14 protein-coding genes are annotated in these 16,262 nt (G+C 76.2%); 6 read left to right on the top strand and 8 right to left on the bottom strand.

Going from position 1 to position 16,262, the window contains the following annotated elements:
* Positions 1–112: 112 nt before the first annotated feature.
* The 5 genes from IE329_RS04955 to IE329_RS04935 form a co-directional block, all read right to left on the bottom strand.
* Complete coding sequence (locus tag IE329_RS04955) at positions 113–973, bottom strand: PHP domain-containing protein (RefSeq protein ID WP_190209536.1); 861 nt, start codon at positions 971–973, stop codon at positions 113–115.
* 195 nt (positions 974–1,168) lie between these two features.
* On the bottom strand, positions 1,169–1,807 hold the full coding sequence (locus IE329_RS04950; protein ID WP_190209535.1) for a DUF6758 family protein: 639 nt from the start codon (positions 1,805–1,807) through the stop codon (positions 1,169–1,171).
* A 302-nt stretch (positions 1,808–2,109) separates the two neighbouring features.
* Positions 2,110–2,256, bottom strand: a complete 147-nt coding sequence (locus tag IE329_RS04945) for a hypothetical protein (RefSeq protein WP_190209534.1) — start codon at positions 2,254–2,256, stop codon at positions 2,110–2,112.
* A 426-nt stretch (positions 2,257–2,682) separates the two neighbouring features.
* Entirely contained in the window at positions 2,683–3,549 is an 867-nt protein-coding gene (locus IE329_RS04940; RefSeq protein WP_190209533.1) for an alpha/beta fold hydrolase, read from the bottom strand.
* A gap of 227 nt (positions 3,550–3,776) precedes the next feature.
* Positions 3,777–5,450: a DEAD/DEAH box helicase gene (locus tag IE329_RS04935; protein WP_229927172.1), complete on the bottom strand. Its 1,674-nt coding sequence runs from the start codon at positions 5,448–5,450 to the stop codon at positions 3,777–3,779.
* A 761-nt stretch (positions 5,451–6,211) separates the two neighbouring features.
* Here IE329_RS04935 and IE329_RS04930 point away from each other — a divergent pair.
* Entirely contained in the window at positions 6,212–6,940 is a 729-nt protein-coding gene (locus tag IE329_RS04930) for a ferritin-like fold-containing protein (protein WP_190209532.1), read from the top strand.
* A gap of 104 nt (positions 6,941–7,044) precedes the next feature.
* Here IE329_RS04930 and IE329_RS04925 read toward each other — a convergent pair whose 3' ends face one another.
* From IE329_RS04925 to IE329_RS04915, 3 genes are all read right to left on the bottom strand, one after another.
* Positions 7,045–7,356 carry a hypothetical protein gene (locus IE329_RS04925; RefSeq protein WP_190209531.1) on the bottom strand — a complete coding sequence of 104 codons (312 nt, stop codon included), beginning with the start codon at positions 7,354–7,356 and terminating at the stop codon, positions 7,045–7,047.
* Positions 7,357–7,532: 176 nt separating this feature from the next.
* On the bottom strand, positions 7,533–7,760 hold the full coding sequence (locus tag IE329_RS04920; RefSeq protein ID WP_190209530.1) for a DUF3107 domain-containing protein: 228 nt from the start codon (positions 7,758–7,760) through the stop codon (positions 7,533–7,535).
* A gap of 137 nt (positions 7,761–7,897) precedes the next feature.
* Positions 7,898–8,566: a TetR/AcrR family transcriptional regulator gene (locus tag IE329_RS04915; protein ID WP_190209529.1), complete on the bottom strand. Its 669-nt coding sequence runs from the start codon at positions 8,564–8,566 to the stop codon at positions 7,898–7,900.
* 221 nt (positions 8,567–8,787) lie between these two features.
* Between IE329_RS04915 and IE329_RS04910 the strand changes: the two genes are divergently transcribed.
* From IE329_RS04910 to moeZ, 5 genes are all read left to right on the top strand, one after another.
* A complete protein-coding gene (locus IE329_RS04910) occupies positions 8,788–9,879 on the top strand; it encodes an alpha/beta fold hydrolase (RefSeq protein WP_190209528.1) in 1,092 nt (363 codons plus the stop codon).
* Between the two features lie 290 nt (positions 9,880–10,169).
* Positions 10,170–11,855, top strand: coding sequence for a DUF3492 domain-containing protein (locus IE329_RS04905; RefSeq protein WP_229927171.1), 1,686 nt, complete (start codon positions 10,170–10,172; stop codon positions 11,853–11,855).
* A gap of 317 nt (positions 11,856–12,172) precedes the next feature.
* Positions 12,173–13,342 carry a hypothetical protein gene (locus tag IE329_RS04900; protein WP_190209526.1) on the top strand — a complete coding sequence of 390 codons (1,170 nt, stop codon included), beginning with the start codon at positions 12,173–12,175 and terminating at the stop codon, positions 13,340–13,342.
* Between the two features lie 336 nt (positions 13,343–13,678).
* Positions 13,679–14,692 (top strand): NAD-dependent epimerase/dehydratase family protein, encoded by a 1,014-nt coding sequence (locus tag IE329_RS04895; RefSeq protein WP_190209525.1) that lies wholly within the window; start codon positions 13,679–13,681, stop codon positions 14,690–14,692.
* Between the two features lie 305 nt (positions 14,693–14,997).
* Complete coding sequence (gene moeZ, locus IE329_RS04890; protein ID WP_073926238.1) at positions 14,998–16,176, top strand: adenylyltransferase/sulfurtransferase MoeZ; 1,179 nt, start codon at positions 14,998–15,000, stop codon at positions 16,174–16,176.
* The last annotated feature ends 86 nt before the right edge of the window (positions 16,177–16,262 follow it).

Here is a 16,262-nt window from a genome sequence, read left to right as displayed (position 1 = left end):
CGCCGAGGACCCGCGCCGGGCGCCCGGCGGTGCGCCGGGTCGGACCCCGGCCGGGACCCGGCCGGGCGTCGGGCGTCCGGCGGGCGTCGGGCGGTGGTGAACCGACCGGGCGTCAGCCGGTGACCGGCGCGGCCCCCGTCGCTTGCGCCAGCAGCGCCTCGTACACCTCGGGGTCGGTGGTGTGCGCGCCGAGCCGGACCGTCTTGCGGCTGCCGTGGTAGTCGCTGGAGCCGGTCGTCAGCAGGCCCAGGTCGGCGGCCAGGCCGCGCAGATGGGCGCGGGTCTCCTCGTCGTGGTCCATGTGGTCCACCTCCAGCGCCGCCAGGCCCGCCGCCGCCAGGCCGGCGATGGTCTCGTCCGAGACCGTCCGCCCGCGCTTGACCGCGCCCGGGTGGGCGAAGACCGGCACGCCGCCGGCCGCCCGGACCAGCCGGACCGCCTCGACCGGATCGGTCTCGTGCTTGCGGACGTCGGCCCGGCCGCCGTTGGCCAGCCAGTCGGCGGTGAAGGCGTCCGAGACGGTCGCCACCACGCCGGCCTCCACCAGCGCGCTGGCGATGTGCGGCCGGCCCACCGAGCCCGCGCCCGCGATCCGCTCCACCTGCTCCCAGGTGATCGGCGCGCCCAGCTCCCGGCAGCGCTCGACCACCGCCCGGCCGCGCCGGAACCGGTCCGTGCGGACCAGCTCGCGCTCCTGGGCGAAGGCCGGTTCGGCCGGGTCGAAGAGGTAGGCCAGCAGGTGCAGGCTGATGCCGTCGGTGTGGCAGGACAGCTCGGCGCCCGGCACCAGGGTCAGCCGGCTGCCGGCCGGCAGCGCGCGCACCGCCGCGGTGGCCTCGGCGTGGCCGGAGACGGTGTCGTGGTCGGTCAGCGCCACCACGTCCAGGCCCGCCGCGACGGCGGCGGCCACCAGCTCGGCGGGGCTGTCGGTGCCGTCGGAGGCGTTGCTGTGGGCGTGCAGATCGATGCGCACGGGTGTCAGGGCTCCTGGGGGTCGACGCTCGCCGGGTCCGCCTCAGGATAGTCAGGGCCCGCCGGCCCGCCGGCCCGCCGCCCTGGCCCGGCCGTCCGTCCCGGCCCGCCCGGGCCGCCCGTTCGTGCCCGCCCGGCCGCCCGTGCCCGGCGGGCCTGGCCGCGCGGGCGCCCGCCGGGGGAGGCCCGGCCCGCGTCAGCCCAGCAGACGCGGGGTGAGCGCGCCGCAGGGCAGCAGGTCCAGCTCGGCGCCGGCCTCGCGCAGGTCGGTGAGCACCAGTTCGTCGTACATCACCAGGGCCGACTGCTCCGGCCAGGCGATCGCCCACAGCCAGAGGCCGCGGGCCTCGCCGGCGAACACCGCGCGGTCGGCCGGTGCGTCGGGGACGTGGAACATCGGGGTGGGCCGCCCGGCCGCCAGCAGCTTGGCGTCGGCGGGCTTGTAGAGCGAGACGGAGTCGCCCGGGTCGGGCCCCGGCAGCCCGGCGTAACGGGCGCCCAGGCCGACGCCCAGCTCCTCGGCCACCAGCACCAGTTCGCCGAAGCCGCCCAGCGGGGCCGGCCCGGCGCAGGCGACGGCGGTGGCGCGGGCTCCCGAGACGTCGTCACCGACGTGCGCGATCCCGGTGTAGAGCCAGCCGACCGGCAGTGGCCAGGGCAGCCAGACGGGCACCTGCGAGCGGGCCACGGCCACGCCCAGTGCCTCCACGCTCGGGGGCAGTACGGGCTGCATCGGGTGCACCGCTCCGTGCCGGTCGCACTGCCAGGTGTCTGAGAACAGACCGGGGGCGCGGACCCGACCGGCGCACCTCGGGCAGCTTGGCTCGCCCCTCATAGCCGACAACGCTCCTCCCTCCGGACCGCCGCGTCAAGGACGATCACCCGTACGGAGTGCGTCGCGCCATCTGCCGGTGCGTCGGCCACCCGCACCGGCGGGCTGTGCGGGCGGTCCCGGCTAGGGGATGTCCAGCGGCGGGCGGCGGCAAACGTCACGGGCCCGGCCCGGAACGCACTGACGCCCCGTCATCGACTGTGCGGTGACGGGGCGTCAGTGGGGTATCGGAACGTCGGAAGCGGGTGCTTCGCAGGATTCCGGGGCGGTCTCCGGGCTCTCGGCCGGGGCTGCGCCGGGCGGCGTCAGATGGTCTTGCACGGGCGGATGAGCAGACGCTCGCCGGTCCGGGCCGCGGCCTGGACCAGCTCGTTCACGGTCTCGGCGTCGGCGATCAGCCGGTCGGTGGCCGCGCCCTGGGCGTCGTCCAGTCGGAGGATCTCGAAGCGCATGGGCCTCTCCTTTCCTGGCCCCGGGGACCGGGGCGGTTGTGGCTGAGTCGGGATCAGCCCCTTCAAGGTCTGTCGGGTCGTGCGTTCGGCGGTCTGCTGCTGCAAGCGTGCCCCCCTGGTCGCCGGGACTGCCGGCACCTCATGGACCACTGTGGCGCGGTGCTGATTCCGGGTGGTTGCCCGCCCGTGAAGTCCCGGTTTCGGCTGACTGGCGTGGATCGGCGCAGTCGTACGGCCGGTCGTCGGTTCAACAGGCCGTCGTCGGTTCAACAGGCTCGGGATGATCGAAGATTCCCGGACAGACTCAAATATTACCGGAACTAACGAATTCTGTCCCGGGTGAAAGCGCGGAACCGTCCGGGAGACGTCGGTCCACCCGCCCCCCGCCCCGGCGCAGGCCGCTCCGCCGGGGCGGATCCGTGCAGGTCAGGACCAGAACTGGGCCAGTGCCGCGGCCGTGTCGGCCGGCTGCTCGGCGTTCGGGGAGTGCCCGGCGTCCTCGACGACCACGCGGCGGGCCCCCAGCCGCAGCGCCATCCGGGACTGCTCCTCCACCGGCCAGGCGTAGTCCCGGACCCCGGAGAGCACCAGCTTGGGCAGGCCCGGAGTGGCGGCCGCCAGTTCGTCGACCCGGTCCGGGCCGGAGATCAGGTGCCCGCCGGTGGTGATCAGCGACTGCGGGACGTTGGCCAGCCACCGCTCGTGCAGGAACCGCGCCACGTCGGGGGCCGGGCGGCGGGCCGGGTCGCCGCTGCCCTCCTCCATCTGCTGCAGGATCTGCCAGATGGACTCCAGGTCCATCGTCTGCAGGGCGTCCACCAGCAGCTTGGTGCGGGCGGCCTCGGAGGGCTCGATCGCCCCCGGGCCGGTCGAGAGCAGCGTCAGCGAACTCCACGGCAGCGGTCCGTCGGCGCCCAGCAGGGCCTCCCGGACCACCAGGCCGCCGAAGGAGTGCCCCAGCAGGTGCAGCGGCCCCCCGCCGTCCAGCAGGGCGCCCAGCGCCCGGACGTCCGCGCCCAGGGCCGCGACGGCGTACGCGGCCGGGTCGTCCGGGCCGCCGCTCTGGTACTGGCCGCGCTGGTCCACCGCCACCACCCGGTAGCCCGCCCCGGCGAGCGGCTCCAGGAGGGCGACGAAGTCCTCCTTGCTCCCGGTGAAGCCCGGCACCAGCAGGGCCGTGCCGAGCGGCTCGCCGGCCGGGTCCGCCCACAGGGCGGCGAACTCCCCGCGCGCGGTGGTCAGCCGCAGCGAGCGCGCGCAGCCGGGCAGGGTCAGGAACGGCGGGGTGCTCATCGTGCGGTCTCCTCCAGGGCGGGGCCGGTCGCAGTACCTTCCGAGCCTAGCCACCGGGCCGGGCGGCGCGGTCGCACCGACGCGGCACCGCGGACGCGGCGGGGCGGGCGGGTACGCCGGACGGAGCAGCGGCCCCGGTGGCCCTCCCGGGCCGGAACGGCCGAGGCGGGCCGGCCCCCGGTGGGGGGACCGGCCCGCCTCGGTGGATGCCGGGTCAGACCGCCGGGTCAGACCGCCGGGGCGGCCTCGCCGCCGGCGGCGGGGCGGCGGGTGCGGGTGCGGCGGCGCGGGGCGGCCTCACCCTCCGCCTTCGGCTCCGCCTTGGCGGCGGCCGGGGACTCGGCCTTCGGCTCGGCCTTGGCCGGAGCCTCGGCGGCGGCCTCGGTCACCGCGGCGGCCGCGGTGCCCTCACCGGCGGCGGCGCTGCGGGGGCGGCGGCGACGACGGCGCGGGGCGCCCTCGCCGTCGGCCGCGGCCGGGGCGTCGGAGACCGCGGTCGCGGGGGCGACGGCCTCGACCACGGCGGCGTCGGCCACCGCGTCGGCGGAGGCCGAGCCGCCGCGGGTGCGGCGACGCTCACGGGTCTTGCGGGCGGGCTTCTCCTCGGCCGCCTCGGCGGCCGGAGCCGCCGGGCCGCGCCCGGAGCCGGTGGCGGTGGCGGGCTTGCCGCCCCGGCCCCGGCCGCCGGCCGAGCGGGAGCCGCGGCCGCCGGTCTCGCCGAGGTCCTCGACCTCCTCGGCGCCCAGGCCGGCCCTGGTCCGCTCGGCGCGCGGCAGCACGCCGGTGGTCCCGGGGGCGATCTTCAGCAGTTCGTAGAGGTGCGGGGAGGTCGAGTAGGTCTCCTCCGGCTCCGGGAACTTCAGGTCCAGAGCCTTGTTGATCAGCTGCCAGCGCGGGATGTCGTCCCAGTCCACCAGCGTCACGGCGGTGCCGGACGCGCCGGCCCGGCCGGTGCGGCCGATCCGGTGGAGGTAGGTCTTCTCGTCCTCGGGGCACTGGTAGTTGATGACGTGCGTGACGCCCTCGACGTCGATGCCGCGGGCGGCGACGTCGGTGCAGACCAGGACGTCGACCTTGCCGCCGCGGAAGGCCCGCAGGGCCTGCTCGCGGGCGCCCTGGCCGAGGTCGCCGTGGACGGCGCCGGCGGCGAAGCCGCGCTGGGTCAGCTGGTCGGAGACGTCGGCGGCGGTGCGCTTGGTGCGGCAGAAGATCATCGCCAGCCCGCGGCCCTCGGACTGCAGGATCCGCGAGACCATCTCGACCTTGTCCAGCGAGTGGGCGCGGAAGATGTGCTGGGTGGTGTTGGCCACGGTGTGGCCGGTGTCGTCCGGCGCGGCGGCCCGGATGTGGGTCGGCTGGCTCATGTACCGGCGGGCGAGGCTGATGACCTGGCCCGGCATGGTGGCCGAGAACAGCAGGGTCTGCCGCTTGGCGGGCAGCATGGTGAGGATCTTCTCGACGTCGGGCAGGAAGCCCAGGTCGAGCATCTCGTCCGCCTCGTCCAGGACGAGCGCGCGGACCTTCGAGAGGTCGAGCTTGCGCTGCCCGGCGAGGTCCAGCAGGCGGCCGGGGGTGCCGACGATGATGTCGACGCCCTTCTTCAGCGCCTCGACCTGCGGCTCGTAGGCCCGGCCGCCGTAGATGGCGAGCACGCGGACGTTGCGGACCTTGCCGGCCGTCTGCAGGTCGTTGGTGACCTGGGTGCACAGCTCGCGGGTCGGGACGACGATCAGCGCCTGCGGGCTGTCGCAGAGCTGGTCCTCGGTCGCCCGGCCGGCGTCGATGTCGGCGCGGACGACGACGCGCTCGATCAGCGGCAGGCCGAAGCCCAGGGTCTTGCCGGTGCCGGTCTTGGCCTGGCCGATGACGTCGTGCCCGGTCAGGGCGACCGGAAGGGTCATCTCCTGGATCGGGAAGGGGTGGATGATGCCGACGGCCTCCAGGGCCTCGGCGGTCTCCGGGAGGATTCCGAGCTCACGGAACGTGGTCTTCGTGGGTTCAGCGGTGGTGGACAGGGTGCTGCCTCTTCCATGTGGGAGGGCCGAGAGCGAGAGGGCGGCGGGCAGCCGCGCGGCTGCGCCGGGGCCGGATCGGCCCAGTCACAGCTGCGTGGACGCACAACCGCGCCGGTCCCTGCGGCCGGCCGAGGTCGGACGGCCCGTGAAGGCGCGTCGCCCGGCGGCGTGGGGGAGGATTTCCCGTGAGGGACCCGGCGCGGGACCTTCGCCTTCGGCGCGGTCCGCGGCGGCCCTCGCTCGGCCACTGATGCGGTGCCAAGGCTTGAGGTCCAAGCCAAGGTCGGAGCCGATCGGCTCTCCGACCGGGCATCCGCGTACGTGAGCGCCCGGCATCCGGGCGGGACATGTCCGGCTAGGACGACATCCGTTCGGAGCGGGCTCGCCCGGTCCGCCGGAAGCGGCGGAACCATGCGAGCACTACGGGCCTCCCTACCACCATACAGTCACGCGACGACTCGAACACGTGACGCGGGTGACACGGCCGCCGGGGCGGGCGGCCGACGGCTGCCGGGCCCGGGCCGGGGTCCGCGCCGCCGCCGGCCGCCGCGGCCCCGTCCGCGCCCTCGGCCACCGGGGCGGACCCCGGCCGGGACACCGCTCCGCCGTCCGCCCGCCCCCGGCCGGGCGGGCTAAGGTGGCGAGCCATGGAGACCCAAGGTGAGACCCAGGACGTCGGGGCCGGTTCGATCGGTGACTGGGCCAGTCGCTCGGCCGACCCGGGGTACCGGGCGGCGGTGGTGGACCTGCTCGGCGCCCTCGCGTACGGCGAGCTGAGCGCCTTCGAGCGGTTGGCCGAGGACGCCAAGTTCGCGCCCGGCCTGGCCGACAAGGCCGCGCTGGCCCGGATGGCCTCCGCCGAGTTCCAGCACTTCCAGCTGCTGCACGACCGCCTCGCCGCGGTCGGCGCGGACCCGGACGAGGCGATGACCCCCTTCGTCGAGCCGCTGGAGGGCTTCCACCGGCTGACCGCGCCGTCCGACTGGCTGGAGGGCCTGGTCAAGGCGTACGTCGGGGACGCCATCGCGACCGACTTCTACCGCGAGGTGGCCGTCCGGCTGGACGACGACACCCGTGACCTGGTGCTCGGGGTGATGGCCGACACGGGCCACGCCCAGTTCGCCGTGGACAAGGTGCGCCAGGCCATCGAGGAGAACCCGCGGGTGGGCGGCCGGCTGGCGCTCTGGGGCCGGCGGCTGATGGGCGAGGCGCTCAGCCAGGCCCAGCGGGTGGTGGCCGAGCGGGACGCGCTGTCGAACCTGCTGGTCGGCGGCGCGCAGGTGCAGGGCTTCGACCTGGTCGAGGTCGGCAAGATGTTCAACCGGATCACCGAGGCGCACACCAAGCGGATGGCCGCCCTGGGCCTGGCCTCCTGACCGCGCCCCTGTCCTGAGGGCGGGCTCCTGGCCCGCGCGGCCCCGGCCGCGCCGCACGGCCGGTCGTCCCGTCCCGGGGCGGCCGTCCCACGGGCCCCGGCCGGTCAGGCCGGGCGCCGCCGGCCCGCGTGCCGCGCGGCGCCGTGGCGGTGCGCACCCGCCCGGCGGGGCGCCCGGTCCGGCCGGGCGAGCACCGAGACCAGCAGCGCCGAGCCGGTGGCCGAGATCGCCAGCACCACGGCGGGCAGCGCCCCGCCCAGGGCGTAGTGCGCTATCACCCCGCTCACCAGCGCGGCCACCACCGCGGTGCCGAAGGTCAGGGCGCGCGAGGCCGGGAAGTGGTCCGGGAGGCCGGCCAGCGCGAAGGCGCCGACCAGCAGGCCGATCAGGACGAAGGCGACCGTTTCGACGAGCAAGAGCTGCCTCCTGGGATCGCGGTGTGCGGCTGCCCGTGCCCGTACCCGCAAGCGAACGGTCGTACACCCGGTGCCCGAGCGGGCACGGTCCGCACCCGCTCCGCCGGCCCGGCCGCCGGCCGGGAACGCACCGGTGCCCCGCCCCTCGACGAGGGACGGGGCACCGGTGGACCGTCTCAGATGGTGCCGAAACCGACCTTGCGGACGGTCGGCTCGCCGATCTCCACGTACGCCAGGCGCTCGGCCGGGACGATGACGCGGCGGCCGTGCTCGTCGGTCAGCGTGAGGAGCTTCGAGGTGCCCTCCAGCGCCTTCGCGACCGCGCTCTCGACCTCATCGGCAGTCTGCGGGCTCTCGAGAACGATCTCTCGGGGCGCATTCTGCACGCCGATCTTGACCTCCACGGCTTCCGTCCCTCCGGGGTTGCAGCCATCCACGCGCGGGAGCCGGACCGCCTGGGAACAGGCGTTCGTGGCCACCGCGCCGTACAGCCTCACCATAGAGCACGAGCTGCGCACTGAGGTGAAGGTCAGGAGATCGCCTATTCGGCTGCGGGCTCGGCGCCGCCCTCGGCACCCTGCTCGCCCGGGTGCATCGGGAAGCCCTTGAGACCGCGCCAGGCCAGGCTGGCGACCAGCCGCACGGCCTCGTCGTGCGGGATCTCCCGGCCCTGCGAGAGCCAGTAGCGGGCGGTGATCTGGGCCAGCCCGCAGACGCCGGCCGCGAGCAGCTTGGCCTCCGCCTCGGGCAGGTCGGTGTCCTCCGCGATGACCTGGCTGACCAGGGTCGCGCTCAGGTCGGCGGCCCGGTCGACCCGCTCGCGCACGGCCGGCTCGTTGGTCAGGTCCGACTCGAAGACCAGCCGGAACGCGCCGGACTCGCTGGCGACGTAGTGGAAGTACGCCTCCATCGTCGCGGCCACCCGCTGCTTGTTGTCGGTGGTCGCCGACAGCGCGGTCCTGGTCGCCTCGACCAGGGCGTCGCAGTGCTTGTCGAGCAGCGCGAGGTAGAGCTCCAGCTTCCCGGGGAAGTGCTGGTACAGCACCGGCTTGCTGACCCCGGCGCGGTCGGCGATGTCGTCCATGGCCGCGGCGTGGTAGCCCTGGGCGACGAACACCTCCTGTGCGGCGCCCAACAGTTGTTCACGGCGGGCGCTTCGCGGCAGGCGGGCACCGCGCGGGCGCTCCTGCGCCTCCTGGATGGCCGTCACGGCGCTCCTCACTTCACGGGATCTACAGCACGGGCAAGGTGACTGATTCTACTTTTGGGTAACCACATCCGCGCCGGGTGAAGCCGATAAAAGCACGGAACCCCCTTGTGGGGAGCCCACAATACGGGTCTGACCACGGCTGTTGGCAGTGGTGCGGTCCCGGAACGGTACCTTCCCGGGGCCTGGGATTTCCTTCCCGGGGCTCACTACCATCGTCCTCCATGAGCGCTGAGCAGCAGGTGGAGCCGATGGCCGAGGGCGGGACGCGTGCGCGCGCGGAGGTCCGGACGGTCGAGATCCCCGGGGCGGTACTGGCGGTGAGCGGGCCGGTGGGGACCGGCCCGCGGGACGGCGCGCAGCTGCCGCCGGCGCTGTTCGTGCACGGGCTCGGCGGCTCGTCCGACAACTGGACCGAGCTGATGGACGAGCTCTCCGACCTGGTCTCCGGCGAGGCCGTGGACCTGCCGGGCTTCGGCCGCTCGGCCCCGCCCGCGGACGGCAACCTGTCGCTGTCCGGGCACGTCAGGGCCGTGATCGGCTACCTGGAGGCGTCCGGCCGGGGCCCGGTGCACCTGTTCGGCAACTCGCTCGGCGGCGCCGTCGCCGTCCGCCTCGCCGCCCTGCGCCCCGACCTGGTGCTCAGCCTGACGCTGATCTCCCCGGCGCTGCCCGAGCTGCCGCCGCAGCGCACCGCCTGGCCGACCGGCCTGCTCGCGGTGCCGGGGGTGCCGGCCCTGATGCGGCGGATGCCGTCGAACGGCCGCAGCGTCGAGGACGCCACCGAGGGCCTGCTGCGGCTGGTGTACGGCGACGTCGCCGCGGTGCCGGCGGAGCGGCGGGCCGCCGCCGTCGCCGAGTACCGCCGCCGGACGGGGCTGCCGTACGCGATGCAGGTGATGGTCGGCTCGGCCCGCGGGATCGTCTCCGCCTACACCGAGCGCGGCGAGCAGTCGCTCTGGCGGCAGGCCGAGCAGGTCCGGGTGCCGGTGCTGCTGGTGTACGGGCTGAAGGACAAGCTGGTCTCCTACCGCTCCGCCCGGCGGGCCTGCGCGGCCTTCGCCGACGCCCGGCTGCTGGTGCTGCCCGAGTCGGGGCACGTGGCGATGATGGAGTACCCGGCGCAGGTGGCCCGGGCCGCCCGCGAGCTGCTCACGGAGCTGTCGGCGGGCCTGGCGGCGCGGCCGGAGGACTGGTCGGCGGCCCCGGCGGAGCCTTCGGCCGGGACGCCGGCGGAGCCGCCCGTCGTGCCGGGGACGGCGATGCCGGCCGTGGCGGAGACGGCCGACGGGGGCGCCGGGAGCGTGGGCGCCTAACGCCCCGGATCAGGGTTGGTCACGCCCGTTCACTCGTTCAGGTGGCAAGCGGGCAGGTGGCCGATGGATCGTCGGCGGTCCGTCCTACCTTTTTGGTGTCGGACCGAACAGGTGTGGGGGAGCAGCAGCCGCCGGGGTGCCCAGGGGGCGGCTGGAAGAGGGGGGCCCGGCGGGCCGGTGTGCGGCCTGTCGGGCGGCACGACCGGGCCGCCCATGAGCGGTGCCCCTCCGGGATCGCGGTGTCGCCGGCCGATCCGGCTCCTCAGCTCCTCGACTGCTGAAGCAATCCGTTGATCCGCTCTGCTCTGGAGGTCTTCGTGCGCGTCGCACTGCTCACCGAGGGCGCCCGGCCGTACGCACAGCGTGGCGGCCCGGGCTGGAGTGCCCGGCTGGCCGAGGGCCTGCGCGAGCACGAGTTCGAGCTGTACCTGCTGGCCGGCCCGGCCGGCCGGGGCGGGGCGGCGGACGGGCCGGCCGGCGTCCAGGGGCGCTTCGACGCCGTCCACGAACTGCCGATGTGGGGCGTGCGGCCGGCCGGACGCGGGCCCGCCGCCCTGCGCAGGCGCCAGTACCTGCGGGCGTACGAGCAGCTGGTCCGGGCCCTGGTGATGCCGCGGGAGCGCGGCTCCTTCGGCCCCGGGCTCTACCGGCTGGCCGAGCTGGCCCGGGCGGACGGTGCGCTGCCCGCCTTCCTCGCCTCGGGCCGGGCCCAGCGGGTCCTCGAACGCGCCTGGAGATCGCCCGGCGCCGACACCGCGGCCGGACAGCCGATGGTCCGGGACGTCCTGGTCGCCGCCGACCTGCTGGAGCAGTGCCTGCGGCCGCTCTCCGCGCCCTGGTACGGCACCGGGCCCGGCGGCCTCGGCGCGGCCGACGTCTGCCACGTGATCGGCACCGGCCCCGCGGCCCTGCCCGCGCTCGCCGCCAAGCAGCTGCACGGGGTGCCGTTCGTGGTCACCGAGCACGGGCTGCACCTGCGCGAGCAGTACGCCGGCTACCGCGAGGCGCCCTACCGCTGGCCGGTCCGGGCCCTGCTGCTCACCTTCTTCCGGCTGCTCACCGAGGAGACCTACCGGCAGGCCGCCCTGCTCACCCCGGGCAGCTCCCACGACCAGCAGTGGCAGCGCCGGGTCGGGGCGGACCCGGCCCGTACCCGGGTGGTCCACGAGGGCACCCCGGCGGTGGCGCGGCCCGCCGCCGGCCCGGAGCCGACGGCGCCCACCGTGGTGTGGGCCGGCCCGCTGGAGCCCGGGCGCGATCCGGCGCTGATGCTGCACGCCTTCGCCAGGATCCACGCGGAGCTGCCCGCCGCCCGGCTGCTGGTCCACGGCGAGGAGGCCGTACCGGGCCACCTCGCGCACTGCGAGGCGCTGGCCGGGCGGCTCGGCCTGACCGGGGCGGTGGAGTTCGCCGGCCGGCCGGCCTCGGCCGCCGAGGCCTGGCGGAGCGGGACGGTGGTGGTCTTCACGGCGCTGGTCCAGCGGGCCCCGCTGCTGCTCGCCGACGCGATGCTCAGCGGCCGCGCGGTGGTCTCCACCGACACCGGCGTGGCCCGCGAGGTGGTCGGGCCGACCGGGCTCCTGGTGCCGCCGAGGGACCCGCAGGCACTGGCCGGCGCCTGCCTGGCCCTGCTGGGCGACGAGGAACGCCGTTCGCGCCTGGGCCTCGCGGGCAGGCTGCGCGCGCAGGAACGCTTCGCCGTGGAGCCGGTGGTCACCGCGTTCCGTGACATCTACCTGGAGCTGGTCTCGAACTGGCCCGCCTACCCGGACGGCCGGAGCGGCACCTCGGGGCAGCGGCTGCGGCCGTTCGCCCGGCCCGCCGAGTACTGGATGGCGGCCGGTCCGGCCGGCGCCCCGGCCGGCGTCGGCGGGGCGGTCGCCGAGGAGCGGCGGACCCCGGCCGGGGCCGGGGCGGACGCCGAGCCGGAGGCCGCGGCGGAGGCCAAGCCGGAAGCGCTGGCGGAGGTGGTCTGATGGCCGGCCGGGATCCAGCGCGGGGGGCGACGCCGGAGGCGGCCCGCCGGGCGCGGGGCGGGCGGGTACCGGGCACCCGCCGCCCGGGCGGCAAGCTGCCGGACGGGCCGCCCTCGGGCGGTCCGTTATCGGGCGGGCCCGTGCCGGACGGTCCGCTGCCGGGTGACCGGCCGGCGGCCGATCCGCCGGCGGGTGCGGCACCGTCCGGCCCGCTGTCCGCCCGGCCGCTGACGGCCGGGCCCGCTGCGGGGGAGGAGACCCCGGCTCCCGGGCCGGGCCGGCCCCCGGGCGCGGGCGGCGACCCGGTACGTGAGCTGATGGCGCGCCACCGCGCGCTGTGCGAGCAGGCGGTCGACCCGTTGGAGATCGCGGCCGGGCTGGAGGAGGCCGGCCTCGGCCCGGGGGCGGCGGCCCGCTACCGGCACACGGACGTCTTCTCGCTGGCCGAGGAGCTGTACGCCCGCGTCCCGCGCCGCCCGCCCGATCCGCGGGCCGCCGAGCCGGGGGAGTCCTGGCGGCGGCGCTCCGGCGCGGCCCTGTGGACGGCCCTGGCGGCGGCGCTGCCCTGTGCGGCCCTGGCGGCCGTCCGGGTCGCGCGCCCGGGGCCGCCCGGTGCCCTCGGGCTGCTGGCGGCGGTGGCGGCGGGCGGCTGGCTCGCCGCCACCGCCGTGCGGGCGCTGTCCACACCGGGGCCGGGCCGGCCCCCGGCGGGCGGGTACGGGCCGCCGGGCGGTCCGCAGAACCCGTGGCGGCCCGGGGAGGCCGAGCGGCCGGAGCACCTGGCGGGCCGGCCGGGCCCGTGGAGCGTCAGCCCCTGGGCCGCCGGCCCGGAGCGGCCCGGGCGGCGGCCCCGTCCGGTCGTCCTCGGGTACGGGCTGGCGGCCGCCGCCACCCTGCTGCTGCCGCTGCTGGCCGGGAGCGGCCCGGCGCAGGCCGCGATGGTGGTCGCGGCCGGGGCGGCGCTGGGCGCGGCCGAGTGGACCGCCCGCTGGTTCCGGCACGTCGGCCGGATACACCTCGGGACGGCCGCGACGATCACCGACTTCCGTTCCCGGCTGCGCCCGGTGCTGCCGGTGGCGGTCGGCCTGCACCTGGCGGTGCTGGCCGTGCTGACCTTCGCCGCCCTCGCGGTGCTCACCGCCGTCGCGCCCCGGCCGGGGCCGCCGCAGGCCGGCGGGCTGCTGCACGCCGTGGCGCACCGCGCGGACGCCGTCCAGTGGGCGGCGCAGGGCGGCCAGGGGCTGTTGCTCCTGCTCGCCGTGCTGCTGCTGCACTGCGGCCGGGCTGGAGCGGCGGTCGCCGCCCTCGCGGCCGGGTCCTTCGGCACGGCGCTGCTGGTGCTGCTCCAGGGCCGGCCGGGCCTCGGCTGGCCGCTGCTCGCGGAGCACGGCCCGGCCGGTGCGCTGCTGCTCGGCAGCGGGCCCGCCGTCGCGGTGCTGCTGCCGTACGCCGGGGTGGTGCTGGGCCGGCCCGGCTCGTACCGCTGAGCCGCCCCGGCGCCGGCCGGGAGCCGCCGCCGCACGCCGGGCCGGACGCCCGGCCACGGACGCCCGGCCACGGCTGTCCGGGTTGCCCGCGCTGCCCGGCCGGCTCCCGCCGGCCGCCCGCGCTGTCGGGCGCCCCGGACGCGTCCGGCGTCCGGTAGCCGCCCGGCAGCGCGTCCGGCTCCCGTCCGAGGGCGCGGCGGGAGCCGGCGCCGGGTCCGGGGCGGGCCGGTGCCCCCGGGCCGGCCACCGACGGCGTCACCTCCGACCCACCCCCTGAATTTCCCATCTGATCCGCCAGGTCATCCGAGACCTTGCTTCGTGGAAGGACGCCCCCCGATGAGGGTGCTGCTGCTGGGCGCCGACGGTTTTATCGGCCGCCGGGTCACCGATCGTCTGCTCGTTGACCAGGAGTTGCAGGTGACGGTGCTCGGCCGGCGTGACTCCGCCGACATCCGCTTCGACCTGACGACGGGGAGCCCGGGCGCGCTGGCCAGGTTCCTCGACGCGGTGGCCCCGCAGGTGGTGATCAACTGCGCCGGGGCGACCTACGGCAGCTCCCGGGTGCTGATCAGGTCCAACACGCTGGCGGTCGCCACGGTGTGCGAGGCGATCCGGCGCAGCCGGGAGCCGGCCCGGCTGGTCCACGTCGGCTCGGCCGCCGAGTACGGCCCGGTGCCGGGCGGGATCCCGATCGCGGAGAGCGCCGAGCCGCGCCCGGTCGGCCCGTACGGGGTGTCCAAGCTCGCCGGCACGGAGCTGGTGCTGGCCTCCGGGCTGGACGCCACCGTGCTGCGGGTCTTCGACGTGGTGGGGCCGGGCGCGCCGACGGCCTCGCTGTTCGGCCGGCTCTCGGAGGGGCTGCGGCGGGCCCTGGAGCGGGACGAGTCGGTGGTCCGGATGCCGGACCTGTCCGGATACCGGGATTTCGTCGATGTCCGGGACGTCGCGCGGGCGATCCAGTCCGCGGCGGTCTCGGCGGCCACCGGTGTGATCAACATCGGCAGCGGGCACGCCGTCCGGGCCCGGGACGCCGCCCAGATGCTCGTGCGGACGGCCGGCTTCGAGGGCACGGTGGCGGAGGAGAGCAGGCCGGCGCTGCTCCCCGCGCAGTCGGCGGGCGCCGCCGACCACCTGCTGCACCCGCTGGCGCACCACCTCGCCGGGCACCGTCCGGCGGAGTCACGTGCCACCGAGGGCCGGGCGGTCGACGGGCGCTCGCCCGCCGCGGAGCCGGTGCCGTGGCGGCAGGCGGACGTCCGGACGGCCAGGGACCGTCTCGGCTGGCGGACACAGGTGCCGCTGGAGGAGTCGCTGGGCGACATCTGGCTGGAGACCGCCTGCCGGGTCTGAGGCCGCCGCGAGCCCCCGCGCCGGTCCCGCCGCGGGGCCGGCCGGGCCCCGGACCGGCCCCCGCGGGCCGCCGGGGGCCCGGCGCCGGGCCGGTGGGGCCGAGGTCCCGGGCCGGCCGCCGGTCCGTGGACGCGCGCCCGGGGCCCGGTCCCACGATCCGGTGTGCACCGTCTCGCCCATCGGACGAGCTGTCTCGGAATACAGAGGTGGCATGACACTGTTGGCCTAGCAATGCCACCGTTCGACGGCGCCGGATCCATCCGGGCGGCGCGGCCGAACCTGAACTGACGACCATCGGAGTCACCGTGTCGCTGCCACCCCTGGTCGAGCCGGCCGCCGAGCTCACCGTCGACGAGGTCCGCAGGTACTCCCGCCACCTGATCATCCCCGACGTGGGCATGGCCGGGCAGAAGCGGCTGAAGAACGCCAAGGTGCTGTGCGTCGGCGCCGGCGGCCTCGGATCCCCCGCGCTGATGTACCTGGCCGCGGCCGGTGTGGGCACCCTCGGCATCGTCGAGTTCGACGTCGTCGACGAGTCCAACCTGCAGCGCCAGATCATCCACGGTCAGTCCGACATCGGCCGTTCCAAGGGCGAGTCCGCGCGCGAGTCCGTGCTGGAGATCAACCCCTACGTCAACGTGATCCTCCACGAGGACCGCCTCGACAACTCCAACGTGATGGAGATCTTCTCCGGCTACGACCTGATCGTGGACGGCACCGACAACTTCGCCACCCGGTACCTGGTGAACGACGCCGCGGTGCTGCTCGGCAAGCCGTACGTCTGGGGCTCGATCTACCGCTTCGACGGCCAGGCCAGCGTGTTCTGGGCCGAGCACGGCCCCTGCTACCGCTGCCTCTACCCGGAGGCGCCGCCGGCGGGCATGGTCCCGTCCTGCTCCGAGGGCGGCGTGCTGGGCGTGCTCTGCGCCTCGATCGGCTCGATCCAGGTCACCGAGGCGATCAAGCTGCTGGCCGGGGTCGGCGAGCCGCTGGTCGGCCGGCTGATGATCTACGACGCCCTGGAGATGAACTACCGCCAGGTCAAGGTCCGCAAGGACCCGGACTGCGCGCTCTGCGGTGAGAACCCCACCGTCACCGAGCTGATCGACTACGAGGCCTTCTGCGGCGTCGTCTCCGAGGAGGCCCAGGAGGCCGCCGCGGGCTCGACCATCACCTCGAAGCAGCTCAAGCAGTGGCAGGACGACAAGGAGGACATCCTCCTGATCGACGTCCGCGAGCCCGGCGAGTACGAGATCGTCAACATCCCCGGCGCGGTGCTGATCCCGAAGAACGAGTTCCTCATGGGCAACGCCCTGGAGACGCTCCCGCAGGACAAGAAGATCGTGCTGCACTGCAAGTCGGGCGTCCGCTCGGCCGAGGTGCTGGCCGTGCTGAAGTCCGCGGGCTTCTCGGACGCCGTCCACCTCGGTGGCGGCATCCTCGGCTGGGTCAGCCAGATCGAGCCCCACAAGCCGGCCTACTAGGCCTGTACGACCCCGGCCCCGGCCGGCCCGGCCGGGGCCGGGCTCGGCGCACGCCGCCGCGAACGTCCGGAAGGGCCGCCGGCCTC

The organism is Kitasatospora indigofera, from assembly GCF_014655955.1.
Lineage (GTDB): Bacteria > Actinomycetota > Actinomycetes > Streptomycetales > Streptomycetaceae > Kitasatospora > Kitasatospora indigofera.
Note: the sequence above shows the minus strand (reverse complement) of the source record. Positions and strands in the feature narration are given on the sequence as shown.

Excerpts from the sequence above, each read along its gene's own strand:
- IE329_RS04950 (WP_190209535.1), bottom strand. The coding sequence starts at position 1,807 with ATGAGGGGCGAGCCAAGCTGCCCGAGGTGCGCCGGTCGGGTCCGCGCC.
- IE329_RS04945 (WP_190209534.1), bottom strand. The coding sequence starts at position 2,256 with ATGCGCTTCGAGATCCTCCGACTGGACGACGCCCAGGGCGCGGCCACC.
- IE329_RS04940 (WP_190209533.1), bottom strand. The coding sequence starts at position 3,549 with ATGAGCACCCCGCCGTTCCTGACCCTGCCCGGCTGCGCGCGCTCGCTG.
- IE329_RS04935 (WP_229927172.1), bottom strand. The coding sequence starts at position 5,450 with ATGACCCTTCCGGTCGCCCTGACCGGGCACGACGTCATCGGCCAGGCC.
- IE329_RS04930 (WP_190209532.1), top strand. The coding sequence starts at position 6,212 with ATGGAGACCCAAGGTGAGACCCAGGACGTCGGGGCCGGTTCGATCGGT.
- IE329_RS04910 (WP_190209528.1), top strand. The coding sequence starts at position 8,788 with ATGAGCGCTGAGCAGCAGGTGGAGCCGATGGCCGAGGGCGGGACGCGT.
- IE329_RS04900 (WP_190209526.1), top strand. The coding sequence starts at position 12,173 with ATGGCGCGCCACCGCGCGCTGTGCGAGCAGGCGGTCGACCCGTTGGAG.
- IE329_RS04895 (WP_190209525.1), top strand. The coding sequence starts at position 13,679 with ATGAGGGTGCTGCTGCTGGGCGCCGACGGTTTTATCGGCCGCCGGGTC.